Here is a 19,516-nt window from a genome sequence, read left to right as displayed (position 1 = left end):
CATCTGTTTGAAACAATCAACGTACGCTTTCTGAATTTCCCTCCCGCTTTTCCCAATCAAACAAAAACCACTTATTAAACCGCCATTTATCCACGGTCTCGCCACCTGACCTTTTTCCGAAAACAAAAAATACTAATGCTTTCAAAGCATTTGCTGTTAAGCACACCTGGCGACAACCTAAGCGCATTACGCTAAAGTAATGGCTCATTTTGTGGTGCTCGATGGAGTGACAATGTACGACCAATATGACGCCCTGATTTTCGATATGGACGGCACAATCCTGGATACTGAGCCGACACATCGAAAAGCCTGGCAGCAGGTGCTGAGCCGCTACGGTTTCACCATGGATGAGGAAAAAATGGTGGCCTTTAATGGCGCACCGACCTGGCAGCTGGCGCAGTACATTCTTGAGCAGAACAACGCCACGCACGATCCCCATCTTCTGGCCGCAGAGAAGACGGTGGCGCTTAAAGCGATGCTGTTGGATGATGTGCGCCCACTTCCGCTCATGGAGGTGGTCAAGGCTTACCACGGACGCCGGCCGATGGCAGTGGGAACGGGCAGTGAGCATAGTCTGGCAAAAGCGCTGCTTGAAGCATTAGGCGTTTACCACCTGTTTGATGCTGTGGTCGGTGCCGATGATGTCCAGCGGCATAAACCGCAACCCGATACCTTTTTACGCTGCGCCGAGTTGATGGGCGTGGCACCAGAACGCTGTGTCGTATTTGAAGATGCTGACTTTGGCGTTCAGGCGGCGAAAGCCGCTGGCATGGATGTGGTTGATGTCCGTCTACTGTGAATGAATTTCTGACCTATGGATCGTTATTCGGCAGTAGCTTTCTAAGCGCCACACTGCTTCCGGGAAGCTCAGAAGCCGTGCTGATTGCTTTACTGATCGCCCAAAAGGGTTCGATCTATGGATTGTTATTGGCTGCATCAGTGGGAAACACGCTGGGTGGCCTGACCAACATCATTCTTGGTCGCCTCATGCCGCCAAAAGGGCAGGGGCGATGGCATGACACAGCAATGACGTGGTTACATCGATTGGGACCTGCAGCGCTGCTTTTAAGCTGGCTGCCGGTAGTGGGCGACCTGCTTTGCGTGCTTGCAGGCTGGTTGCGCTTTGCCTGGCTGCCCTCGGTGCTGTTCCTCGCCATCGGTAAAACGCTGCGTTATATCGTTATCGCGACCGCCACATTACAAACAATGCAATGGTGGCATTGATTCGCACAGATTCGAGGCTACGGTTAACATTATGCTGAACAAAAATAAATTATTCGCACAGCGGGAGGTTAATGTGATCCCGGACGTATCAAAAGCACTTTCCTGGTTGGAAGCGCATCCCGACGCGTTGAAGGGTATCGGCCGTGGCATTGAACGTGAAACCTTGCGCGTCAATCCCAATGGTCACCTGGCAACCACCGGACATCCTGAATCTCTGGGTTCAGCGCTGAAGCATAGTTGGATTACTACCGATTTTGCCGAAACGCTGCTGGAGTTCATCACCCCTGTCGATCAGAGCATTGACCGATCGCTGGCATTCCTGCGTGATATTCACCGCCACACTGCGCGTGAGTTAGGTCAGGAACGCATGTGGCCGTTCAGTATGCCTGGCTTCGTCGATGATGTTGAGAATATCGAACTGGCCCAGTACGGCAGCTCCAACATCGGGAAAATGAAAACCCTGTACCGTCAGGGGCTGAAAAACCGCTACAGCGCCCTGATGCAGATTATTTCCGGCGTGCACTACAACTTCTCGCTGCCGCTGTCGTTCTGGCAAGAGTGGGCAGATGTGAAGGATGCGGAAAGCGGCAAAGAGACCATCTCGGCCGGGTATCTGCGCCTAATCCGTAACTATTACCGCTTTGGCTGGGTGATCCCTTACCTGTTTGGTGCTTCACCGGCAATTTGTTCGTCCTTCCTGCAAGGTCGTGAAAGCAAACTGCCGTTTGAAACCGATGGTAAAGGTACGCTGTGGTTGCCGTATGCGACTTCGCTGCGTCTGAGTGATTTGGGCTACACCAACAAGTCGCAAAGCGGCCTGGGCATTACCTTTAACTCGTTAGATGGCTATGTTGCAGCACTGAAAGCGGCGATCAAAACGCCGTCGGAAGAGTACGAGGCAATGGGCACCAAAGACGCAGACGGCAACTGGCTGCAACTGAACACCAACGTGCTGCAGATTGAAAACGAGCTGTATGCGCCTATTCGCCCTAAACGTGTGACGCGTTCAGGTGAGGCGCCGTCTGATGCACTGTTGCGCGGTGGCATTGAGTATATCGAAGTGCGATCGCTGGATATCAACCCGTTCTCTGCCATTGGCGTGGACGCTAATCAGGCGCGTTTCCTCGATCTGTTCCTGATTTGGTGTACGCTGGCGGACGCGCCGGAGATGAACGCGGACGAATTGTTATGCAGCCGCAAGAACTGGAACCGCGTGGTGATGGAAGGGCGTAAGCCTGGCCAGGTGATTGGCGTGGGCTGTAGCGATACCGAACATCCGCTGGTAGATGTGGGTAAAGCCTTGTTTGCCGATCTGCGACGCGTGGCGGAAGTGCTCGACAGCAACTACGGCAGCACGCAATATCAACAGGTTTGCGATCAACTGGTGGCATCGTTTGATGATCCTGAGCTAACCTATTCAGCGCGCATCCTTCATGCAATCAAAGAGAATGGTTTAACAGGCGCTGGCGTGGCATTGGCTGAGCAGTATCGTCATCTGCTGTGTGAAGAGCCGTTAGAGATTCTCAGTGAAGATGACTTTAGTCGTCAGGCGTTAGAGTCGGTGCAGGCACAACAGAAGCTGGAACAGAGCGATACGTTGGATTTCGAAAGCTACCTGGCGGGTCGCGAAGGCTAAAAAGAAAATGGCCACATCATTGTGGCCAAAATTAACATCTCTGTTGTCAGGGATGATGATAACAAATGCGCGTCTTTCATATATTCAGACGTTGGGCGAACGGAAAAGTTTCATCGTTTTAAAAAAAATCTCAAAACAGGAGGTGACGTATGCCACTACTGGATAGTTTTACTGTTGATCACACCATCATGGGCGCACCTGCCGTGCGCGTTGCGAAAACCATGAATACTCCGCATGGCGATACCATCACCGTTTTTGACCTGCGTTTCTGCCGTCCGAATATCGATATTCTGACTGAGCGCGGCATCCATACGCTGGAGCACCTGTTTGCAGGCTTTATGCGTAATCACCTCAACGGTGATGGCGTGGAAATCGTTGATATCTCCCCAATGGGCTGCCGCACCGGCTTCTATATGAGCCTGATTGGTGAACCGGATGAGCAGCGCGTGGCGAAAGCGTGGAAAGGGGCGATGGAAGATGTTCTGAAAGTGAAAGAGCAGAGCCAGATCCCAGAGCTGAATGAATATCAGTGCGGCAGCTACAAACTGCACTCACTTGATGAAGCGCAGCAGATTGCGCGCAACGTGTTAGCGCATGACATTGGCGTGAACCGTAACGAAGATCTGAAACTGCCGGCTGAGAAGCTGAAAGAGCTGCACATCTAGTGGCTGCCTGAGCAGAAATGAAAACGCCGCGATGTTCGCGGCGTTTTTTTGCCATCAAGAACCGATGGAGGATTTCAGTGGATGAAGCGGCGTAATGCGCACCTGCTTCACCATGTTGTCTTGCACGTCGAGGATATCGACATCGTACTTACCGATTTTCACGCGTGTATCAACCAGCGGAATCTCTTCCAACGCTTCCAGCAGCATGCCATTAATCGTCCGCGCTTCATCTTCAGGTAACGCCCAGTTAAAGGCCTTATTGATTTCACGCACGTTGGCGCTGCCTTCAATGAGCACTGAGCCGTCATTCTGAGGCATCACCTCCTCTGCCAGAGAAGGAGACATGGAAGTCGTGAAATCACCGACGATCTCTTCCAGAATATCCTCGATGGTCACCAACCCTTTGATATCACCGTACTCATCCACCACTAAACCGACTTTCTTCTTATTGCGCTGGAATTTTACCAACTGCACATTCAGCGGTGTGCCTTCTGGCACGTAGTAGATTTCATCGGCCGCGCGCAGCAAACGGTCTTTGTTGAACTCTTTTTTCTCGGTCATCATGCGCCAGGCTTCGCGCACGCGCAGCATGCCTACGCTATCGTCCAGCGAGTCACGGAACAACACAATGCGTCCATGAGGGGAGTTGCTAAGCTGACGCACAATTGATTTCCAGTCGTCATTAATATTAATCCCGACGATCTCATTGCGTGGCACCATGATGTCATCGACGCTGACTTTTTCCAGGTCTAGCACCGATAGCAGCATGTCCTGGTTGCGACGTGACATCAGGGAGCGCGACTCATAAACGATGGTGCGCAGCTCCTCTTTGCTCAGCGCGGAGTTGATGGCCCCATCGGTTTTGATGCCTACCATGCGCATCAGAATGCGTGTAATAGTGTTAAGCAGCCACACCAGCGGCAGCATGACGTATTGCAGCGGGCCCAGCAGCACACTGCTCGGATAGGCGACCTTTTCGGGATAGAGCGCTGCAATCGTTTTCGGCAACACTTCGGCAAACACCAACACCACAAACGTCAGGATGCCGGTTGCAATTGCGACGCCCGCATCGCCGTATAGGCGCATGCCGACGATGGTGCCTAACGCGGAAGCGAGAATATTGACGAGGTTATTGCCAATCAAGACCAGACTGATGAGGCGGTCGGGACGACGCAGTAGTTTCTCAACCCGGCGCGCGCCACGGTTACCGCTTTTGGCTTTATGGCGCAGTTTGTAACGATTGAGCGTCATCATGCCGGTCTCTGAACCGGAGAAGTACGCAGAGACCAGCACCATGATGACCAACGTAACGATCAGCGTGGTGGTTGAAACATGTTCCAACGCAAGAATTCCTTTAGTGAGAAGTGAGCAGGTGCTGTAAAACGCGACTGCCGAAGTAGGCCATGGTCAGCAGCAGTGCGCCGCCGCAGTTAAACCAGACGACGCGACGACCGCGCCAGCCTTCATGGTAGTGTCCCCAGAGCAGAACGATATAAACAAACCAGGCCAGGATGGAAAGCACCGCTTTATCGACGTTTTCAGCGCTGAACAGGTTGTGCATAAAGAACAGTCCGGTGCACAGCACCAGCGTCAACAGCACCACACCAATCTGCGTGATATGAAACATCTTGCGCTCAATGCTGAGCAATGGCGGCATATCCTGGGTGAAAGCCAGTTTCTTATTTTTTAACTGATAGTCGATCCATGCCAGCTGCAGAGCATAAAGCGCTGCGATAATCAGCGTGGCATAAGCAAACAGTGACAGACCGATATGAACCATCATGCCTGGCGTGGTTTCCAGATGCGTAATAAAGGCATTCGGCACAAAGGTGGCGAAGGCGAGGTTAATCAAAGCAAAGCCATACACTATCGGCAGCAGTAACCAACCGCGATTACGCGAAGCCACAATAGTCATGATCGCGCAGATCAGTAAACTCACCAGCGAACCAATATTCAGCAGGCTGAGATTTTGTCCGTTATCGACGGCAAAAATGCGTTGCTGCAGTGCAACCGCATGGGCAATCAGTGCCACGCAAGCTGAAAGCACGGCAAAACGACGCCAGCCACCGTTGCGTTTCAGCAGGCTAGGGATAATCAATGCAAGACTGAGGGAGTAGGCGAACAGCGCCACGATCGCGAAAACGAACATAGATCCTTTCAGGTGTCGGTCAGATAAGGAAAAACCAGTATAGCGCCAGCTTCATCAGGCTCCAAACGATCTGACGGTCAATTGCAGAGATCGCTGAGGCTTCGTGCTATAATCCGCCGCATTGTGCCGCCCAGGCGGCCTCGCTACGGTCCTAAGTGAGAGAGCATGTTTGATAATTTAACCGATCGTTTGTCGCAATCCCTGCGCAACATCAGCGGCCGCGGAAGGCTGACCGAAGACAACATTAAAGACACCTTGCGTGAAGTGCGCATGGCATTACTGGAAGCGGACGTTGCGCTGCCGGTCGTGCGCGACTTCATCAACCGCGTAAAAGAAGCGGCAGTGGGTCAGGATGTAAACAAAAGCCTGACGCCTGGTCAGGAATTTATCAAAATTGTTCGTAACGAGTTGGTTACGGCAATGGGCGCAGAAAATAATGCGCTGAATCTCAACGCCCAGCCGCCGGCTGTGGTGCTGATGGCGGGCCTGCAAGGTGCCGGTAAAACCACGAGCGTGGCGAAGCTGGGCAAGTTCCTGCGTGAGAAGCACAAGAAAAAAGTGCTGGTGGTCTCTGCTGACGTTTATCGCCCTGCGGCAATCAAGCAGCTGGAAACCCTGGCCGAGCAAGTGGGTGTTGATTTCTGCCCGTCTGACTTGAGTCAGAAGCCTGTCGATATCGTGCAGAATGCGCTGAAAGAAGCCAGGCTGCAGTTCTACGATGTGTTACTGGTGGATACCGCCGGTCGTTTGCACGTCGATGAAGCTATGATGGACGAAATCAAACAGGTACATGCCGCGATCAATCCGGTAGAAACCCTGTTTGTTGTCGATGCCATGACCGGTCAGGATGCGGCGAACACAGCGAAAGCCTTTAATGAAGCGCTGCCGTTAACCGGTGTGATTCTGACGAAAGTGGATGGTGATGCGCGCGGGGGTGCGGCGCTGTCGATTCGTCACATTACCGGCAAGCCGATCAAATTCATGGGTATGGGTGAGAAGACCGAAGCGCTGGAAGCATTCTATCCAGACCGCATCGCCTCGCGCATTCTCGGCATGGGCGACGTGCTGTCGCTGATCGAAGATATCGAAAGCAAGGTTGACCGCGATCAGGCGGAGAAACTGGCGAAGAAACTCAAAACCGGTGACGGCTTTGATCTTAACGACTTCCTCGATCAGTTGAAGCAGATGCGCAACATGGGCGGCATGGCCAGCCTGATGGGCAAGCTGCCGGGCATGGGCCAATTGCCTGACAACGTTAAGTCGCAGATGGATGACAAAGTGCTGGTGCGCATGGAAGCCATCATCAACTCGATGACACGCAAAGAGCGTGAGAAGCCAGAAATTATTAAAGGTTCACGTAAGCGTCGTATTGCTACGGGCTCCGGTATGCAGGTGCAGGATGTTAACCGACTGCTAAAACAGTTCGATGACATGCAGCGCATGATGAAGAAAATGAAGAAGGGCGGCATGGCCAAAATGATGCGTGGCATGAAAGGTATGATGCCGCCCGGATTCCCTGGTCGCTAAGGCGACTGATACATAGCCAGAAAATTAGCACGCTCAGGTTGCTTTTTTCGCCAAAATGAGTAAAATTTTCGGGCTTTTTTATATTGCGCTCGGGTTCCATCCCTCGATGGGACCCGAGCGCTTTATTAACTAATGAGGATGTTATGGTTACAATTCGTTTGGCACGTCACGGCGCGAAAAAGCGTCCGTTCTATCAGGTCGTCGTTACTGACAGCCGCAATGCGCGTAATGGTCGTTTCATCGAGCGCGTAGGTTTCTTCAACCCGATCGCTTCTGGTCAGGCTGAAGGTCTGCGTCTGGATCTGGACCGTATTGAGCACTGGGTTGGCCAGGGCGCAACGCTTTCTGATCGCGTTAACGCGCTGATCAAAGAAGCAAAAAAAGCAGCTTAATCTGTCACGGTGGTGAGCATGAGCATTAAACCGGCCGCACCGCCTCTCGTTAACCCAATTGTATTGGGCAAAATGGGGGGCAGCTTACGGCATTCGGGGTTGGCTCAAAGTGTTTTCCTCCACTGAAGACGCTGAAAGCATCTTCGACTATCAACCCTGGTTCATCCAGCGTGCCGGAAAATGGCAGCAGGTCGAACTTGAGGGTTGGAAGCACCACAATCAGGACCTGATCATCAAAGTCAAAGGCATTGACGATCGGGACGCTGCAGCACAGTTAACCAATTACGAAATTACGGTTGACTCAATGCAGCTGCCAGCGCTGGATGACGGCACTTACTACTGGAAAGACCTTATGGGTTGCAAAGTAGTGAACCTCGACGGCTACGAAATGGGCAAAGTCATTGATTTGATGGAAACCGGTTCGAACGACGTTCTCGTCGTTAAGGCAAACCTGAAAGATGCATTCGGTGCTCAAGAGCGGTTAATCCCGTTTCTTGATGAACAGGTTATCAAGAAAGTCGATCTCTCTACTGGCACCATTGAGGTAGATTGGGATCCTGGTTTTTGATCTCCGGACAATCCGGTAACGTAACGGCGAACGCGATGTGGATTGGTGTTATAAGCCTGTTTCCTGAGATGTTTCGCGCTATTACCGAGTACGGGGTAACTGGCCGGGCAGTAAAAAATGGCCTGCTCAACATTCAAAGCTGGAGTCCTCGTGACTTCGCGCACGACCGGCACCGTACCGTGGATGAACGTCCTTACGGCGGCGGACCGGGAATGTTGATGATGGTGCAACCCTTACGGGATGCAATCCACGCAGCGAAAGCGGCGGCGGGAGAAGGTGCTAAGGTGATTTATCTTTCACCTCAGGGTCGCAAACTGGACCAACAGGGCGTTTGCGAACTGGCGACCAATCAGAAGTTGATTCTGGTGTGTGGTCGTTATGAAGGGATTGATGAGCGCGTGATTCACACTGAGATTGATGAAGAATGGTCAATCGGTGATTACGTTCTCAGTGGTGGTGAGCTACCTGCCATGACGTTGATTGACTCAGTCGCTCGGTTTATACCTGGCGTCCTGGGAAAACAAGCGTCAGCCGATGAGGATTCGTTCTCGGATGGTTTGCTGGATTGCCCACACTACACCCGACCTGAAGTGTTAGAAGGGATGGAGGTTCCGCCAGTTTTACTGTCGGGCAACCATGCCGATATTCGCCGCTGGCGCCTGAAACAGTCGTTAGGCCGTACCTGGCTAAGAAGACCTGAACTTCTGGAAAACCTGGCTCTGACTGAAGAGCAAGCACGGTTGCTAAATGAGTTCCAACGGGAACATCAGCAGCAACAAAACGATCAGGTGGAAGAGTAATCTTCCCTGACTATCAGTTTACCCAGGATATAGAGATTTAATTATGAGCAACATTATCAAGCAACTTGAACAAGAGCAGATGAAGCAGGACGTACCTTCATTCCGTCCGGGTGATTCCGTGGAAGTGAAAGTATGGGTCGTTGAAGGTTCTAAGAAGCGTCTGCAGGCATTCGAGGGCGTGGTTATCGCTATTCGTAACCGCGGTCTGCATTCTGCATTCACTGTTCGTAAGATTTCAAACGGCGAAGGCGTTGAGCGTGTCTTCCAGACTCACTCTCCGGTAATTGACAGCATTTCTGTCAAACGTCGTGGTGCTGTGCGTAAAGCCAAACTGTACTACCTGCGTGAGCGTACTGGTAAGTCAGCTCGTATCAAAGAGCGTCTTGGCGCGTAAGCGACATCCCAAAGTTAATAGCAAACAAGGGGTTGGCCTAAGGGCCAGCCCCTTTTTTTATGGGCGCTTCACAGGGAACCGTGCTGTTGGGCGGGATCGAACGCGGCAGTAAAACGGCAAAAATCTCTCATGGTTGAAATGAAAGCAATGTATTGAAATTCTAGGTGTAATTAATAATTTACACTATTGGTGTTGCATTCAGTTACTATAATTTATCTAACTAACTGTATTTAATAATTATTTATTAATTAATGTTGGTTGGTTTAAAGTGATGGTAATAAAAGTGTACACACATGGATTGCATCCTGTACATCCTGTGATAAAGTAAGCGCCATCCTCAGTGAGGATCCCAAACCGCATACACGAGTGAAAAAGGATCGCTATCATGCAGAAAGACGCGCTGAACAATGTGCATATCGCCGACGAACAAATCTTAATCACCCCGCAAGAGCTGAAAGCCAAGTTCCCGCTCACTGCGGCGCAGGAAGCGCAAATTGCCGCTTCTCGCCAGACCATTGCCGATATTATTGCTGGCCGCGATCCGCGCCTGCTGGTGGTCTGCGGTCCTTGTTCAATTCACGATACTGAAGCCGCACTTGCCTATGCCCGTCAGCTGCAAACTCTCTCTGCACAGTTGAAGGATCAGCTGTATATCGTTATGCGCGTTTATTTTGAAAAACCTCGTACCACCGTCGGCTGGAAGGGCTTATCAACGATCCTTACATGAACAACTCATTCGATATGGAAGCCGGGCTGCACATTGCGCGTCAGCTGCTGGTAAACCTGGTGGAAATGGGCCTGCCGCTGGCAACTGAAGCGCTGGATCCTAACAGTCCGCAATACCTTGGCGATCTGTTCAGCTGGTCTGCGATCGGTGCCCGTACCACCGAGTCACAAACGCATCGTGAAATGGCATCAGGTTTATCCATGCCGGTCGGCTTTAAAAACGGCACCGATGGCAGCCTCGGCACCGCGATCAATGCCATGCGCGCGGCAGCCATGCCACACCGTTTTGTCGGTATCAATCAGGCGGGGCAGGTTTGCCTGCTGCAGACACAGGGTAACCCAGATGGCCACGTCATTTTACGCGGTGGTAAAGCGCCTAACTACGGTCCAGAAGATGTTGCTCAGTGTGAAAAAGAGATGCTGAAAGCGGGACTGCGTCCAGCCTTAATGATAGATTGCAGCCATGGTAATTCTAACAAAGACTATCGTCGCCAGCCTGGCGTAGCCGAATCGGCTATTGCGCAGATAAAAGATGGCAACCGCTCCATCATTGGCCTGATGCTGGAAAGCAACATTCATGAAGGCAATCAGTCTTCTGAACAGCCACGCAGCGAAATGAAGTACGGTGTTTCCGTTACCGATGCCTGTATCGACTGGGAAACTACCGAAACCTTGCTGCGTGAAATCCATCAGGATCTGCAGGGAGTGCTGTCGGCGCGTCTGTCACACGAGGAATAATGAGTCATGGTGGCTGAACTGACCGCGCTACGCGATCAAATTGATGAAGTCGATAAAGCCCTGCTTGGGTTATTAGCCAAACGTCTTGAGCTGGTAGCCGAAGTAGGTGAAGTCAAAAGCCGTTATGGTCTGCCGATTTATGTGCCAGAACGTGAAGCCAGCATGTTGGCTTCACGCCGTCAGGAAGCAGTAGCACTCGGTGTTTCTCCGGAACTGATAGAAGATGTCTTGCGTCGTTTGATGCGTGAGTCTTATGCGCATGAAAACGACAAAGGCTTTAAAACGCTTTGCCCGACACTGCGTCCGGTGGTGATTGTTGGCGGACGCGGCCAAATGGGCCGTCTGTTTGAGAAGATGCTAAACCTGTCAGGTTATCAGGTGCGTATTCTCGATAAGGGCGATTGGGAACGTTCTACTGAGCTGCTCAAAGATGCGGGCATGGTGATCATCAGCGTACCTATCCATCTGACTGAACAGATCATCGCTGATCTGCCCACGTTACCGGACGATTGTATTCTGGTTGATTTGGCATCGGTGAAGAACCGCCCGCTGCAGGCGATGTTAGCGGCGCATACCGGGCCGGTGTTGGGTTTGCATCCGATGTTTGGCCCAGACAGCGGCAGCCTGGCGAAGCAGGTGGTGGTGTGGTGTGATGGCCGTCAACCGGAAGCTTACCAGTGGTTCCTGGAGCAGATTCAGGTTTGGGGTGCGCGCTTACATCGTATCAGCGCTGTCGAGCACGACCAGAACATGGCATTCATTCAGGCGCTGCGCCACTTTGCTACTTTTGCCTATGGCCTGCATTTGTCAGAAGAGAACGTCAATCTGGATCAGCTGCTGGCTTTATCCTCACCGATTTATCGTCTTGAGCTGGCAATGGTTGGGCGACTGTTTGCTCAGGACCCACAGCTGTATGCAGACATCATCATGTCTTCGGAAAGTAATCTGGCACTGATTAAGCGTTATTACCAACGTTTTGGTGAGGCGATTACCTTGCTGGAGCAGGGTGATAAGCAGGCATTTATCAAGAGTTTTGAAGGCGTTGCGCATTGGTTTGGCGATTACGCTCAACGCTTCCTGGTGGAAAGCCGCAGTATGTTGCGTTCGGCAAACGACAGCCGGCAATAAGAATAAGGCATCCGTCAGGATGCCTTTTCATTTTTACAGTCGCGGTTCGACCGGAACAACATTTTCACCCGGATAGCAGCCGAGCACTTTCAGATACAACGTCAAATCTCGCAGCTCTTTCAACGCTAACTGCATATTCTCTGATTGCAGATTTCCCTGCACGTCGATGTAAAACATCTCTTCCCATGGGTTACCGTTGATTGGGCGGTTTTCCAGCTTGCTCATGATCAGATTGTGATTCCGCAGCACCAGCAATGCTTCAACCAGTGCACCGGCTTGCTGACCGGTTGCCATGATCAGTGTGGTTTTAGCGGGCACCTGACCAGAAACCTCAATGGACTTACGTGCCAGCACAATGAAACGCGTGTGGTTTTGCTGCTGGTTAGCTAAATCACGCTCCAGGACCTGCAAGCCGTATAACTCTCCGCCAGCTTCGCTTCCCAATGCGGCAACCTTAGGGGAATTCATCGCCGCGACTTTCTCCATTGCCGCTGCTGTACTCTCGGTGTACTCAATTTTCCACTGCGGGAAACGATTGATAAATTGGCTGCACTGCTGGAATGGCTGAGGATGACTGTAAACCGTTTCGATTTGCTGCAGATCGGTATGGCCGTTGATCAGAACACAGTGTTCGATGGGAATGGTTAGCTCGCCCACGATGGAGAGAGTGGTTTGCTGCAGCAGGTCGTAAACGTCATTTATGGAGCCCGAGCTGGTGTTCTCAATCGGCATAACTGCGTAATCGGCCTGACCACTCTCTACCTGATGAATGATATCGTGGAATTTAAGACAACCCATTTCCACCATCGAATCAAAATGGCGGGTGGCGTACTTGCGTGCTGCGAGGTGAGAGTAAGAACCTTTAGGGCCAAGAAAAGCGATGCGAGGTGCGTGCGCGTGCGGATGGTTTAAGTTTTTTTGAAGCAGCGCTTGCTGAGTCAACACCGAGTCTTCAATCACCAGTTGGAACAGGCGGGTAATATAGTGCGCATCAAGCTGATGCTTCTTGCCGAGTGAGATCAGATTTTCCAGCAATGCGCGTTCGCGTTCAACGTCTCGAATCGGGCGATGGGTCGCGAGCTTTGCTTGCGCCACTTCAACCGCCAGCGAACGGCGTTCAGACAGCAGCGTTAACAGCTTTTCATCAACGGCGCTGATCTTATCACGTAACGCCAGCAGCGGATTTTCGGGATTCATAGGGCTCACCTGTAAAATGTCCAATAAAAAAGCCTCCCGGTTGGGAGGCTTTGTTGTTCGTCTTCGCATTCATTTTCACATGACGAATCGCCTCCCAATTAGGGGAAGGTAAAAAAGAATGCGAAGAAGAACGGTAGATGTTTCATGTGTGTTTCCTGCGACAAAGTGGATTGAGAGTAACCGCAGTGATTTAAAGCTGTCAATAAAAAAACGCGCCCGCAGGCGCGTTACTGGAAAATGGATGTTTATCCCGCAGGGGTGAAATCTTTCATACTGCTGGTTGCGCGGCGCGCTTCAGGTTTGTGCTGCGCCTTATTAAGTTGTCGCTCCAGCTTGGCGATCAGGTCATTGATAGCCGTATACATATCTTCGTGTTTCGCGCTGGCGACCAGCGTGCCGTTGGGAGTGTTAATGGTGGCATCGGCCACAAATTCTTTCGGCTCTTTCGATAACACGATGTGCGGATTTATCAGGTGAGTTTGCCATTTTTCCAGCTTGGCGAGACGGTCTTCGACATGGTTGCGGATGGCCGCAGTGATTTCCATTTGTTTGCTGGTAATGTTCAGAATCATAGTTAAACCTCTCTGTCATTTCCGTCTGGGTAGGACCAGCATACCGCGTAAATCAGGAAAAAGTGTGATCTAGATCACATTGAAATGTCACTTTTTGTCAATGCCAATGAATTGTGAGAAAGGCTCAGAAAGTCGCGGAAAATGCTTGAAGGGCAGGGATGAAAAGAGCAAGATTGATGAGTTAACCGCAGCGGATAATCAGCAATCTGGCTGAATTTTCGGCAAAAAAAAGCAGCCATCAAGGCTGCTTTTTTATTGGTAGTAAAATCAGGACTGATTATTTGTTGCGATGATTTTCGCTACCTTGTCCGCTTCAGCGGTTAACTGCAATTGGCGGTAAGCATTTTCCATCAGCGGCAGGGCTTTGTGCGTTGCTTCGGTATCAGGGAAATCTTTCATCATCCCTTCAACACGGTTAACAACGGCGACATAGGCACCACGCTTGGTATAGAATTGCGCCACCGAGAGTTCATACTTTGCCAGACGCTCTTTCAGGTAGGCTAAACGCTTCTGCGCATCATCAGCATATTGGCTGTTTGGGTAACCGCGCAGCAGCTGTGAGAAGTCACGGAAAGCATCACGAGCGTGCGTCGGATCACGATCAGAACGATCGATACCGAAGAAGCCCTGCAATGCAGAATCATCCAACGCCATATCCGTCAGACCTTTCATATAGATGACGTAGTCGATGTTTGGATGGGTCGGGTTGAGACGCATAAAGCGTGCAATAGCGGCTTGCGCCAGCGGCAGATCGGCATTTTTGTAGTACGCGTAGATCAAATCCAGCTGCACTTGCTGCGAGTAAGGGCCAAATGGATAGCGGTTATCCAGTGCTTCCAGTTGCTTAATCGCCGCTTTAAAGTTACCGTCCTGCAGCTTTTGCTGGGCTGTAGCATAAATTTCAGACGGCGGGCTGTCCGGGACGGGATCCGATGAGCCGGAACAGCCCACCAGAGCCAGGCTCAGGCTCAATGTGGCAGCAGCCACCAGATGTTTCATACGCGTCATGACGAAATGATTATCCTCAAAGTGTTGTAGCGGAAGCGGTCCATATAGCTCCCGGTTATGACCTGGTACGATAGCACATTATATTAAACGGCATCGCCGTGAAAACCCAACGTTAACGAAGAAGCTGTATATGGCACAACAAGTTCAACTCACCGCAACGGTGTCCGAAGCACAGCTTGGACAACGCTTAGATCAAACTTTGGCAGAATTGTTCCCTGATTATTCACGTTCTCGCATAAAAGAATGGATTCTGGAGCGTCGCGTCAGCGTCAACGGCACTATCATCGATAAACCGAAAGAGAAAGTATTCGGCGGCGAGCTGGTGTCAATCGATGCTGAAATCGAAGAAGCGCAGCGCTGGGAAGCGCAAAACATCCCACTGAATATCGTTTATGAAGATGACGATATTTTGGTGATCAACAAACCACGCGGTCTGGTGGTGCATCCGGGTGCCGGTAATCCGGATGGTACGATCCTGAATGCGCTGCTTTATCATTACCCGCCGATTGTCGATGTGCCACGCGCCGGTATTGTGCATCGCCTCGACAAAGACACGACCGGTTTGATGGTGGTGGCGAAAACGGTTCCTGCGCAAACGCACCTGGTGGAAACCTTGCAGCTGCGCGAAATCACTCGTGAATACGAAGCCGTCGCGATCGGAACCATGACGGCGGGTGGCACAGTTGATGAGCCGATGGCCCGTCACTCAACCAAGCGCACGCACATGGCTGTGCACCCAATGGGTAAACCGGCAACCACGCACTACCGCATTATGGAGCACTTCCGTGCCCATACGCGTCTGCGTCTGCGATTGGAAACCGGCCGTACGCACCAGATTCGTGTACACATGGCGCATATTAACCATCCGCTGGTGGGTGATCCGTTGTACGGTGGCCGTCCGCGTCCACCAAAAGGCGCATCGGATGCCTTTATCACCACACTGCGTGGTTTTGACCGTCAGGCCCTGCACGCTACCATGTTACGTCTCTACCATCCCATCACCGGTATTGAGATGGAATGGCATGCGCCGTTGCCGCAAGACATGGTTGATCTGATAGATGCACTCAAAGCCGATACGCATGAGTTCCGCGATCAGATGGATTGGCTATGAGTGAGTGGATCATGCCTGATTGGCCTGCACCGCAGCGCGTTCAGGCATGTTCCACCCTGCGTCACGGCGGTGTCAGCACGGCGCCCTGGGATTCTCTGAATCTTGGGGCTCACGTGGGCGACGTTGAATCGCATGTCTTGCATAACCGCCAGCATCTGAGGGCTAAGCTGTTGCCTGCAATGCCACAGTGGCTTAATCAGGTGCATGGGCAAAACGTTGTTCGCTTGCCTGCCACCGAAGCGGTACCGAATGCTGATGCCGCTATCACGCGGGAATCGGGCGTGGTCTGCGCTATCATGACGGCAGATTGCTTGCCCGTGCTGTTCTGCAGCGATGATGGCAGCGAAGTTGCTGCCGCACACGCTGGCTGGCGAGGGCTGTGTAACGGCGTACTCGAACAGACTTTGGCGCAATTCAAATGCCCGGCCAGTGAGATTCATACCTGGCTTGGACCTGCTATCGGTCCTCAGGCATTTGAAGTCGGTGCGGAGGTGCGTGAAGCCTTTATAGCGCGCGACGCACAAGCCGATGTGGCTTTTCGGCCTGCAGGCAACAAATATTTTGCGGATATCTGGCAATTGGCACGCCAGCGCTTACAGGCCGCCGGCGTGCATTCTGTCAGTGGTTCTCAACGTTGTACCTTCTCAGAAGCTGAAGATTTTTTCTCCTACCGACGCGATGGAATCACCGGGCGTATGGCAACTTTGATTTGGCTGAGATAGTCTTACGCCGCAAGACGATCCAGTAGCGTATTTTTTGTTCGCATTACAGGTCATTAACCTTGAAAAATTTGAGGCATGACCTCATTTAATCTCCAGTAGCATTTTGACCTGTATTGGAGGAATCATGCGTCTGGATCGTCTTACTAATAAATTCCAGTTGGCACTTGCCGATGCTCAGTCCCTTGCCCTGGGACACGATAATCAATTCATTGAACCCCTTCACTTGATGAGCGCGTTGCTTAATCAGGAAGGCGGATCGGTGCGTCCGTTGCTTAGCGCAGCGGGTGCCGATGTGGCTGGTCTGCGTACCAGTATCGAACAAGCCATCAATCGACTGCCGCAGGTAGAAGGTACGGATGGCGACGTACAGCCTTCAGCCGATCTCATTCGGGCACTGAACCTGTGCGATAAGCTGGCGCAAAAGCGCGGCGACAACTTTATATCATCTGAATTATTTGTTTTGGCGGCCCTCGACTCTCGTGGTTCGCTGGCGGATTTACTGAAGTCTGCTGGTGCAACCACTGAAAAACTCACTAAGGCCATCGAGCAACTGCGGGGAGGAGAGAACGTGAACGATCAAGGGGCTGAAGATCAGCGCCAGGCTTTAAAAAAATACACCATCGATCTGACAGAGCGTGCCGAGCTTGGCAAGTTAGATCCGGTGATTGGTCGTGATGAAGAGATTCGTCGCACCATTCAGGTATTGCAGCGCCGTACCAAAAACAACCCGGTGCTGATTGGTGAACCCGGTGTGGGTAAAACCGCCATCGCCGAAGGGTTAGCACAGCGCATCATTAATGGTGAAGTGCCTGAAGGCTTAAAAGGCCGTCGCGTATTGGCACTGGATATGGGTTCGCTGGTGGCTGGCGCTAAATATCGCGGTGAATTTGAAGAGCGCCTGAAAGGTGTGCTCAGCGATCTGGCAAAACAGGAAGGCAACGTCATTCTGTTTATCGACGAACTGCATACCATGGTCGGCGCGGGTAAAGCCGATGGTGCCATGGATGCCGGTAACATGCTGAAACCGGCATTGGCTCGCGGTGAGTTGCACTGCGTCGGGGCTACCACGCTGAATGAATATCGTCAGTTCATCGAGAAGGATGCAGCGCTGGAGCGTCGTTTCCAGAAAGTCTTTGTGGCTGAGCCAAGCGTGGAAGACACCATTGCTATTCTGCGTGGCCTGAAAGAACGCTATGAGTTGCACCATCATGTGCAAATTACGGATCCGGCAATTGTGGCTGCGGCAACGCTGTCGCACCGCTATATCTCCGATCGTCAGCTGCCCGACAAGGCGATTGACTTGATTGATGAGGCGGCATCGAGCATTCGTTTGCAGATGGACTCGAAACCGGAGTCGCTGGATCGTTTGGAACGCCGCATTATTCAGTTAAAGCTGGAACAGCAGGCGCTGAAGAAAGAATCGGATGATGCCAGCATCAAACGTCTTGAGATGCTGGAAACCGAACTCGATCAGAAAGAGCGCGAATATGCTGAGCTGGAAGAAGAGTGGAAAGCGGAAAAAGCCTCTTTAACCGGCACGCAGAACATTAAGGCGGAACTGGAGCAGGCTCGTCTGGCGATGGAGCAGGCGAGACGTGTGGGCGACCTCGGACAAATGTCTGAGTTGCAATACGGTAAAATTCCGGAGCTGGAAAAGCAGCTCACTATTGCGACGCAGTCCGAAGGTAAAACCATGAAGCTGTTACGTAACCGCGTAACAGATGTGGAAATTGCCGATGTTCTGGCGCGCTGGACCGGCATTCCAGTGGCACGAATGATGGAAGGTGAACGCGATAAACTGCTGCGGATGGAACAAGAGCTGCATGCGCGCGTGATTGGACAGAACGAAGCGGTAGATGCGGTTTCGAATGCGATTCGCCGTAGCCGCGCAGGTTTGTCTGATCCCAACCGTCCAATTGGCTCGTTCCTGTTCCTTGGGCCAACAGGCGTTGGTAAAACCGAGCTGAGTAAAGCGCTGGCTAACTTCCTGTTCGACAGCGACGATTCGATGGTGCGCATTGATATGTCCGAGTTTATGGAAAAACACTCGGTGTCGCGTTTAGTCGGTGCACCTCCTGGCTATGTGGGTTATGAAGAGGGAGGGTATCTGACCGAAGCGGTGCGTCGTCGTCCTTATTCAGTGATTCTGCTGGATGAAGTAGAGAAGGCTCATCCCGATGTGTTCAACATCTTATTGCAGGTGCTGGACGATGGTCGCTTAACGGATGGTCAGGGGCGTACGGTAGATTTCCGTAATACCGTGGTCATTATGACCTCTAACCTTGGGTCGGATCTGATTCAGGAACGTTTCGGCGCCCTGGACTATCCGGAAATGAAGGATATGGTAATGACGGTGGTGGGCTCGCATTTCCGCCCAGAGTTTATTAACCGTATAGATGAAGTCGTGGTGTTCCACCCGCTTGGCGAACAGCACATTGCTTCGATCGCGCAGATTCAGTTGCAACGGTTGTACAAACGTCTGGATGAACGCGGCTACCAATTGAATATCTCGGATGCGGCGCTGAAGTTGCTCGGCGAGAATGGCTACGACCCGGTTTACGGTGCGCGCCCATTGAAACGCGCTATTCAGCAGCAAATTGAAAACCCGCTGGCGCAGAAGATTCTTTCTGGTGCTTTTGTTCCGGGTAAAACCATCGAAATGGATGTTAAAGACGATGTCATCGTCGCGCATCAGTAATTAGATTTGATGCAAACGGGCCTGCGGGCCCGTTTTTTTGCGTGTTTGAGGCTAATCCGTTGCTAATTTCAACGTATCGACTGAAAAGTGAGCGGTTGTGCAAAAACTTCAAATTAACGCTTGTCAGCCCATCAGAAATCCCTATACTGCGCCACCACTGAGACGGCAAAGCGGCAACGCAGACGACTCAGCAGGGCGTGAAGAGATTCATCCCGCCGGAGAAAAACGCTGAAAAAAGTGTTTGACTCTGAAGGAGGAAGG

At 51.8% G+C, this 19,516-nt stretch carries 18 protein-coding genes, 2 pseudogenes and 1 other annotated feature; of the genes and pseudogenes, 14 read left to right on the top strand and 6 right to left on the bottom strand.

Annotated elements, in window-relative coordinates; translation table 11 throughout:
- The first annotated feature begins 232 nt into the window (after positions 1-232).
- The 4 genes from yqaB (at position 233) to luxS (ending at position 3,525) form a co-directional block, all read left to right on the top strand.
- Complete coding sequence (gene yqaB, locus HA45_RS22285; RefSeq protein WP_100703644.1) at positions 233-799, top strand: fructose-1-phosphate/6-phosphogluconate phosphatase; 567 nt, start codon at positions 233-235, stop codon at positions 797-799.
- Positions 796-1,224, top strand: a complete 429-nt coding sequence (locus HA45_RS22280) for a YqaA family protein (RefSeq protein ID WP_100703645.1) — start codon at positions 796-798, stop codon at positions 1,222-1,224. The genes yqaB and HA45_RS22280 overlap by 4 nt, the downstream gene beginning before the upstream one ends.
- Before the next feature lie 31 nt (positions 1,225-1,255).
- Complete coding sequence (gene gshA / locus HA45_RS22275; RefSeq protein ID WP_100703646.1) at positions 1,256-2,860, top strand: glutamate--cysteine ligase; 1,605 nt, start codon at positions 1,256-1,258, stop codon at positions 2,858-2,860.
- A 149-nt stretch (positions 2,861-3,009) separates the two neighbouring features.
- On the top strand, positions 3,010-3,525 hold the full coding sequence (luxS, locus tag HA45_RS22270) for an S-ribosylhomocysteine lyase (RefSeq protein WP_039330800.1): 516 nt from the start codon (positions 3,010-3,012) through the stop codon (positions 3,523-3,525).
- Between the two features lie 54 nt (positions 3,526-3,579).
- On the opposite strand, the gene HA45_RS22265 is transcribed toward luxS, so the two are convergent.
- The gene (locus HA45_RS22265; RefSeq protein WP_100703647.1) at positions 3,580-4,866 is read right to left on the bottom strand and encodes an HlyC/CorC family transporter; all 1,287 of its coding nucleotides are present in this window, start codon (positions 4,864-4,866) and stop codon (positions 3,580-3,582) included.
- Positions 4,867-4,879: 13 nt separating this feature from the next.
- Positions 4,880-5,674, bottom strand: coding sequence for a cytochrome C assembly family protein (locus tag HA45_RS22260; protein ID WP_100703648.1), 795 nt, complete (start codon positions 5,672-5,674; stop codon positions 4,880-4,882).
- Between the two features lie 165 nt (positions 5,675-5,839).
- Between HA45_RS22260 and ffh the strand changes: the two genes are divergently transcribed.
- The 7 genes and pseudogenes from ffh to tyrA all read left to right on the top strand — a co-directional run bounded on the left by ffh (position 5,840) and on the right by tyrA (position 11,947).
- On the top strand, positions 5,840-7,201 hold the full coding sequence (ffh, locus tag HA45_RS22255; RefSeq protein ID WP_100703649.1) for a signal recognition particle protein: 1,362 nt from the start codon (positions 5,840-5,842) through the stop codon (positions 7,199-7,201).
- A 143-nt stretch (positions 7,202-7,344) separates the two neighbouring features.
- Entirely contained in the window at positions 7,345-7,593 is a 249-nt protein-coding gene (rpsP, locus tag HA45_RS22250) for a 30S ribosomal protein S16 (RefSeq protein ID WP_007893313.1), read from the top strand.
- Positions 7,594-7,611: 18 nt separating this feature from the next.
- A pseudogene (gene rimM / locus HA45_RS22245) lies at positions 7,612-8,161 on the top strand (ribosome maturation factor RimM).
- Between the two features lie 35 nt (positions 8,162-8,196).
- The gene (gene trmD / locus HA45_RS22240) at positions 8,197-8,961 is read left to right on the top strand and encodes a tRNA (guanosine(37)-N1)-methyltransferase TrmD (protein ID WP_205960976.1); all 765 of its coding nucleotides are present in this window, start codon (positions 8,197-8,199) and stop codon (positions 8,959-8,961) included.
- A 43-nt stretch (positions 8,962-9,004) separates the two neighbouring features.
- Positions 9,005-9,355, top strand: coding sequence for a 50S ribosomal protein L19 (gene rplS / locus HA45_RS22235; RefSeq protein ID WP_034822234.1), 351 nt, complete (start codon positions 9,005-9,007; stop codon positions 9,353-9,355).
- 385 nt (positions 9,356-9,740) lie between these two features.
- A pseudogene (locus HA45_RS22230) lies at positions 9,741-10,819 on the top strand (3-deoxy-7-phosphoheptulonate synthase).
- Positions 10,820-10,825: 6 nt separating this feature from the next.
- Entirely contained in the window at positions 10,826-11,947 is a 1,122-nt protein-coding gene (tyrA, locus tag HA45_RS22225; RefSeq protein WP_100703652.1) for a bifunctional chorismate mutase/prephenate dehydrogenase, read from the top strand.
- A gap of 33 nt (positions 11,948-11,980) precedes the next feature.
- On the opposite strand, the gene pheA is transcribed toward tyrA, so the two are convergent.
- The 4 genes from pheA to bamD form a co-directional block, all read right to left on the bottom strand.
- The gene (pheA, locus tag HA45_RS22220; protein WP_100703653.1) at positions 11,981-13,144 is read right to left on the bottom strand and encodes a bifunctional chorismate mutase/prephenate dehydratase; all 1,164 of its coding nucleotides are present in this window, start codon (positions 13,142-13,144) and stop codon (positions 11,981-11,983) included.
- A gap of 22 nt (positions 13,145-13,166) precedes the next feature.
- Positions 13,167-13,291: a sequence feature (Phe leader region), on the bottom strand.
- Complete coding sequence (gene pheL, locus HA45_RS22215) at positions 13,243-13,290, bottom strand: pheA operon leader peptide PheL (RefSeq protein WP_100703679.1); 48 nt, start codon at positions 13,288-13,290, stop codon at positions 13,243-13,245. (Overlaps the previous feature by 48 nt.)
- A 98-nt stretch (positions 13,292-13,389) precedes the next feature.
- The gene (gene raiA, locus HA45_RS22210; RefSeq protein WP_034822244.1) at positions 13,390-13,716 is read right to left on the bottom strand and encodes a ribosome-associated translation inhibitor RaiA; all 327 of its coding nucleotides are present in this window, start codon (positions 13,714-13,716) and stop codon (positions 13,390-13,392) included.
- Between the two features lie 267 nt (positions 13,717-13,983).
- Positions 13,984-14,724, bottom strand: a complete 741-nt coding sequence (gene bamD / locus HA45_RS22205) for an outer membrane protein assembly factor BamD (protein ID WP_100703654.1) — start codon at positions 14,722-14,724, stop codon at positions 13,984-13,986.
- Positions 14,725-14,854: 130 nt separating this feature from the next.
- Here bamD and rluD point away from each other — a divergent pair, with 130 nt between their 5' ends.
- The 3 genes from rluD (at position 14,855) to clpB (ending at position 19,255) form a co-directional block, all read left to right on the top strand.
- A complete protein-coding gene (gene rluD, locus HA45_RS22200) occupies positions 14,855-15,835 on the top strand; it encodes a 23S rRNA pseudouridine(1911/1915/1917) synthase RluD (RefSeq protein ID WP_100703655.1) in 981 nt (326 codons plus the stop codon).
- Positions 15,832-16,557: a purine nucleoside phosphorylase YfiH gene (gene yfiH, locus HA45_RS22195; RefSeq protein WP_100703656.1), complete on the top strand. Its 726-nt coding sequence runs from the start codon at positions 15,832-15,834 to the stop codon at positions 16,555-16,557. The genes rluD and yfiH overlap by 4 nt, the downstream gene beginning before the upstream one ends.
- A gap of 124 nt (positions 16,558-16,681) precedes the next feature.
- Complete coding sequence (gene clpB / locus HA45_RS22190; RefSeq protein WP_100703657.1) at positions 16,682-19,255, top strand: ATP-dependent chaperone ClpB; 2,574 nt, start codon at positions 16,682-16,684, stop codon at positions 19,253-19,255.
- The last annotated feature ends 261 nt before the right edge of the window (positions 19,256-19,516 follow it).

The sequence above is a fragment of the Pantoea rodasii genome, assembly GCF_002095465.1.
GTDB classification, from domain to species: Bacteria; Pseudomonadota; Gammaproteobacteria; order Enterobacterales; family Enterobacteriaceae; genus Pantoea; species Pantoea rodasii.
Note: the sequence above shows the minus strand (reverse complement) of the source record. Positions and strands in the feature narration are given on the sequence as shown.